The sequence below is a fragment of the Halocynthiibacter sp. genome (assembly GCF_049608145.1).
In the GTDB taxonomy this organism is placed as follows: domain Bacteria; phylum Pseudomonadota; class Alphaproteobacteria; order Rhodobacterales; family Rhodobacteraceae; genus Halocynthiibacter.
The window spans coordinates 1-4932 of sequence record NZ_JBMYXF010000092.1 but is presented as its reverse complement, the minus strand read 5'-3'; the positions used below and the strand labels follow the sequence as shown (position 1 = coordinate 4932).

Below are 4932 nucleotides of genomic sequence, written 5' to 3'. Positions count from 1 at the left end.
AATTCCATGACCTGTCCTAAAAGAACCAAGGTCACGATGACGGCTGCGGCCTCGAAATAGACGCCGACGTTGCCATCAACATCACGAAAGCCGCTTGGGAAAATCGAGGGGACGAGAACAGCAACGATGCTGAATATCCACGCAGCCATAACCCCCATCGCGATTAACGAGAACATGTTGAGATTCATGGTTTTGAAAGAATTCCAACCGCGCACCAGAAACGGCCCGCCGCTGTAAAGAACGACAGGTGTGCCTAGGACAAGCTCAATCCAAAGCGTGGCGCGTTCGCCGAATATGTCACGCACAGGCAGGCCTAGATATGGGCCCATCGTCAGGATCAACAACGGAATTGTCAGAATAGCGCCGAACCAGAAACGGCGTGTGAAATCGACAAGCTCGTGGTTGGGGCCGTCATCCATTGTGCCCGATTCCAACTCCAGCCCCATTCCGCAGATCGGGCAGGATCCCGCATGCGGTTGGCGCACATTGGGGTGCATCGGGCATGTGTAGACAGCGCCGTCAAATCCGGCAGGAACACTATCCAAATCGCCAGCATGCGCCTTTTCTGCCCCATGATCGTGACCGTGCCCTGCATGTGCCGCGGCGTCCGCTTCGGCTTTTGGCACGAGATGCATACCGCATTTAGGACAATCACCCGGCCCGTCTTGTTGAACTTCTGGGTGCATCGGGCACACATAAAGGGATGTGTCAGTGGGTGAATGTGAATGTTGCATGATGAAATTGTTCCTTCATTTGGATGACTGGCAGATTTGGCAAAGTTTCCCGCCTATTTTCCAGAGCAGCAGCCGAAGGCGGTACAATTGTTTGCGCTTGATATGATCCGGATCTTTAAGTCTGCTGCGGAAAAGGCGCTGACGATTCGTCTCTAAACTTATAATCTGTGATGGCGGGTAGCAGCAGAATTTACCTTTGTTTTCAAGTTACAGATCCTTTTGATAAAACAGGGTCATATCAAGTAGACGTTTCATTCCGCGCGACATTACAGATTTAAATCAATGAATTTAACATGCACTCGAAGCGGCAATCATAGCCAAGTACTAGGCGCGTTTTATGAAAGCACAAACCCAAAGCACGACGAGTGCCAAACTGAATAATGCATTCCAACTTGCCATCGAAAGCGTCAAAAACTCCCACGAGACCTGATCACACATAACGAGTGCGGGTTGATCAATGGACGTCGGCAACAAGTCGGAAACTGACATCTGGGACAAATCCAACCCGGTACCAGTGCAGGTTGTTGGGCCTTCCCACCAATCGCGTTCGATTCCGGTGTGATACAAGCCGATACCAGATGTCGCCGCTGCAGCGAGCGCACCTAGAAAATATACAAACTTGTGACGTAGCCCGATCAGAACGAGAAGCCCCAATAAGATGGCCGCGGCATGGGGATATCTCTGCCAGATGCAAATTGCACAGGGCGCATAGCCAATCGCCTGAAACATCCATGCTCCGGCCAGCAGCACAAAAGAACCGAAAGACGCGAGCATGCCAAACTGGTAAGACTTTAAAGCCATGGATATTCCCCAAAAAACATTTCACTAAAGTGTGACGGGTCTTCAGTAAAAGGTCCATCAGAGCAGGGCGTTGAATCCAGAAGATTTTGTATCTGTTTGTAACAGATTGCCAACAACATCGTTATAATGGTGCGAAAGCCAAGTTGATCGTAGATTCAGCATTCGGATCAGAATTGGCTTCCGTTGCTGGTTGGGTCCACGCAATATAAATGCCCTCTGGTGTGCGTGCCATTCGTGGGAAATTGACTGATCCGTCGCCGCTATTCACGGTGACAATTTGAGCGTCCTCACAAGGTGCTCCAAGGTCCAATTTACACGCGAAAATAACTTCATCGTCTTTTTGCCATTCTACCCATGTGACAAGCGCTGAACTTTCGGTCAGCATCATGACATCAACCCGTCCGACTGCTTCCCCAAAATCAATCCGTATAGGCGCATCAAAGTTAGCGCCATTGTCCCGTGAAAACGCAACTTTTACTGCCGGAACATCGTTTGCACCCGTAAACCAAGCAACCACCACTGTTTGCTCCATTGCATCAATGGCAGGACCGTTAACGGGGCAACCCGAAATTTCCCAACCATCAGGATAAACGATGTTGGAGGGCAACCAATCGCCATCCACTTTCCTGACAACAGCAATATCGCGAATGTCATCGTCCGTCTTGTCACGATAGGCGATGAGGACTGTACCATCTGCGGTGGCCGTAGCCGAGGTCTGACAGCACGTGCAGGTCTGTTCGTCTAACAACGTATCTTTCACGAGCACACCATCGGATCTAATTTCAGTTGTTCGCAACTGCATCGCGTCGGGCAGGCTTTCGTCAGTGCGGTCGAGAATGTTTTTTCCATAAGCCCGACCATCTAACCAAACACTTAGCAGCGTACTGTCGTCGATCGGCAGCATGCTTACAAACCCATGCTGGCTTTGCGTGCCGTCTTGGTGCGGTGTCAGAGGTTTGCTCCAAGTAAAACCGTCGTCCTTTGAAAGTGCGATATTAACGTCGTAATTGTAGGACCTTTGATCACTTTCTTGTAACCATTGAACCGCAAATGTTCCGTCAGCAAATACCGCAATGGACGGAAAATCAGCCCAGTTGACAAAAATCTTGTCAGATTGAGTAACCGTGTGGGCGCTGCCCCATTCCGCGTCGCTTAGAGTTGCCATTTTAACGGCAAATCCGTCGATGCTTGGTTCGGTCCAACTCAACAGAAGACGCCCATCACCCGTTGCAAAAAGCCCCGGCTCCTGTGCGTTTAAACCGATTGGTGGGTCTAACAATCTAAAGTTCAATGGCTCTGCAATCACAACGCCGCTTGCCGCAACGAAAACACAAGCTGAGTAGATCAAAGTACCATTCAATAGGCGCATCTTCCCACCCCTTTATTCAGAAGGTTAACAATTCGATTCAAAATTGGTTCGGCTCTCTTGCAAGCTTGACACTCATCTTACGCGAAGCCATGTTGCCATACCGTCCGCTTGATGGCTAAGCATGTGACAATGCAAAAGCCACGCGCCGGGATTATCCAAAACACAAATGATGTCTCTGGTGTCACCCGCTTCAACAAGCGTAGTGTCGCGAAAATAAGTCCGTTCGCCCTGCTCGGAAACTTCCCAAAAGTGATGCCCATGCAAATGAATGCCGTGCGCAAATGCTGTGTCATTGACCAATTTTATCTGAACGGTATCTCCCTTGCGCGCAGAAATCAGCGGCTTACTGGGCAGGCCGCTTTGATTATTGAAGGCCCAAGTTGCTGTTCCAGAGTGGCTTTTGCCACCCGCACCACCTTGCATGACAAGTTTGGCCTTATGTTTAATAGCTCCCAGCCGTGGGTGCGCGTTGGCTGGCAATGCAGAAATTGCGCGAGATCGCTTCTTGCGCTGACCAGATACCGCGATTTGGGCCATTTCGATCCCGCGCGCTCCACTGGTTTCCAAGATGGCAATTTTGTGAGTTACATCAGCGATTATGTCTGCTCGCTGACCCGGTGCAAGCACGAGCGTGCTCAGAGGCTCGGGGCGTGCGAAAGGCATTCCATCATAAGCAACTAAGAAACCTGATACGCCCGAAATACTGACTGAATAGACGCGATCCAGCGAAGGATTTATCAACCTGAGCCTGACCCTATCACCTAGAAGTACCTCATTTTCTGAAACAAATGCGGTTACCACACCTCCAAGTCGACCAGCTGTTGCAAAATGTTCTGGTCTAAATTCATCGTCAAAATTGCCGCTGTCATCAAGTAGCACATCAAACAACATCACGGTAATGTCGCGATCGACATCCGGCGGAACGCTTTCCTCAACAATCAAAGGACCGAACAAACCCCGAGACACCTGATCATACGAAAGATAGTGAGAATGATACCAATATGTGCCTGCATCCGGAACAGAGAAACGATAGTTGAAAACGTCGCCCGGGGCTATCGGATCTTGGGTCAACACATTCACGCCATCCATGGCATTTGGCAATCGAATGCCGTGCCAGTGGACCAGCGTTCCATCGTCAAGGCCGTTTTCCACTTGCACATTCAACTTTTCATTCTGGCGAAGTCGAATTTCCGGACCCGGAACCGATCCATTGAAACCAAGCATCTCCAATCTGTGCTGACCGATTTTCGCGACTGTTGGGCCCGGCTGCAAAGTGACCTGTGTTGTCGCGCCAAACAAGAAGACCGGCAATACAGTAGCGCCCGTTGCGAGAAGGACCTGCCGCCTGCTTAACTTCATTTTCCTAGTCACCCATACATGCGCATCCATTCTCAAAGGATCACAAAGTACGCTATTTATAAAGGGGTGGGGAGGCAGACATATTGATACATTTCAGTGCTCTTAAATCCCGGTTACACTGATTACTATTTCCCCTCATTGGCTTTTGAAGATTGGTGGCTTTGCGATGATCTCTACACCCTTGCGTATCGCGATGATCTTGTTTTTCACTCTTTCGGCGCCTTTGTTATCTGCGGCAAGCTCTGACAGTTTTTCTAACGCAGCACTCACAGCGCGTTTGGTTTCGGTAGAAGACGGTGTTGCACCCAATGCAAAGACATTGTCGCTGGGACTGGACTTAAAGCTAGGCAAAGGCTGGAAAGCTTATTGGCGCTCCCCGGGCGAAGTTGGCTTGCCTCCGGAAATTGACTGGAGCGGGTCTGAAAACCTGGCAAGCGCCGAGTTGTTGTGGCCAGCACCAACCCGTTTCACGGCATTCGGGATCGAAAATTTTGGCTATAGCAAGCACGTATTGTTACCTATCCAAGCAGTCCTGATCGATAGCGGTACGTCTGCAAACCTGACGGCGCAGGTAAGTTTACTGACATGTTCTGATATCTGCGTGCCAAATGATTTTACGCTCAATCTGACAATACCTGCGGGCCAAGGCATTGATACGAAAGCTGCGAC

General features: G+C 50.0%; 5 protein-coding genes. 1 reads left to right on the top strand and 4 read right to left on the bottom strand.

Annotated features, from left to right (window positions below; translation table 11 throughout):
- The 4 genes from ACPGUT_RS15740 to ACPGUT_RS15725 all read right to left on the bottom strand — a co-directional run.
- On the bottom strand, positions 1–734 hold a 734-nt coding region (locus ACPGUT_RS15740; RefSeq protein WP_423993017.1), incomplete at its 3' end, for a heavy metal-binding domain-containing protein.
- A gap of 324 nt (positions 735–1058) precedes the next feature.
- Positions 1059–1535 carry a disulfide bond formation protein B gene (locus tag ACPGUT_RS15735; protein ID WP_423993015.1) on the bottom strand — a complete coding sequence of 159 codons (477 nt, stop codon included), beginning with the start codon at positions 1533–1535 and terminating at the stop codon, positions 1059–1061.
- 121 nt (positions 1536–1656) lie between these two features.
- Positions 1657–2904, bottom strand: coding sequence for a sialidase family protein (locus ACPGUT_RS15730; RefSeq protein WP_423993013.1), 1248 nt, complete (start codon positions 2902–2904; stop codon positions 1657–1659).
- Positions 2905–2976: 72 nt separating this feature from the next.
- Complete coding sequence (locus ACPGUT_RS15725; protein ID WP_423993011.1) at positions 2977–4263, bottom strand: multicopper oxidase family protein; 1287 nt, start codon at positions 4261–4263, stop codon at positions 2977–2979.
- A gap of 166 nt (positions 4264–4429) precedes the next feature.
- Between ACPGUT_RS15725 and ACPGUT_RS15720 the strand changes: the two genes are divergently transcribed.
- Positions 4430–4932: protein-disulfide reductase DsbD domain-containing protein (locus tag ACPGUT_RS15720; RefSeq protein ID WP_423993009.1), on the top strand; the 503-nt coding region annotated here is incomplete at its 3' end.

Excerpts from the sequence above, each read along its gene's own strand:
- ACPGUT_RS15735 (WP_423993015.1), bottom strand. The coding sequence starts at position 1,535 with ATGGCTTTAAAGTCTTACCAGTTTGGCATGCTCGCGTCTTTCGGTTCT.
- ACPGUT_RS15730 (WP_423993013.1), bottom strand. The coding sequence starts at position 2,904 with ATGCGCCTATTGAATGGTACTTTGATCTACTCAGCTTGTGTTTTCGTT.
- ACPGUT_RS15725 (WP_423993011.1), bottom strand. The coding sequence starts at position 4,263 with ATGAAGTTAAGCAGGCGGCAGGTCCTTCTCGCAACGGGCGCTACTGTA.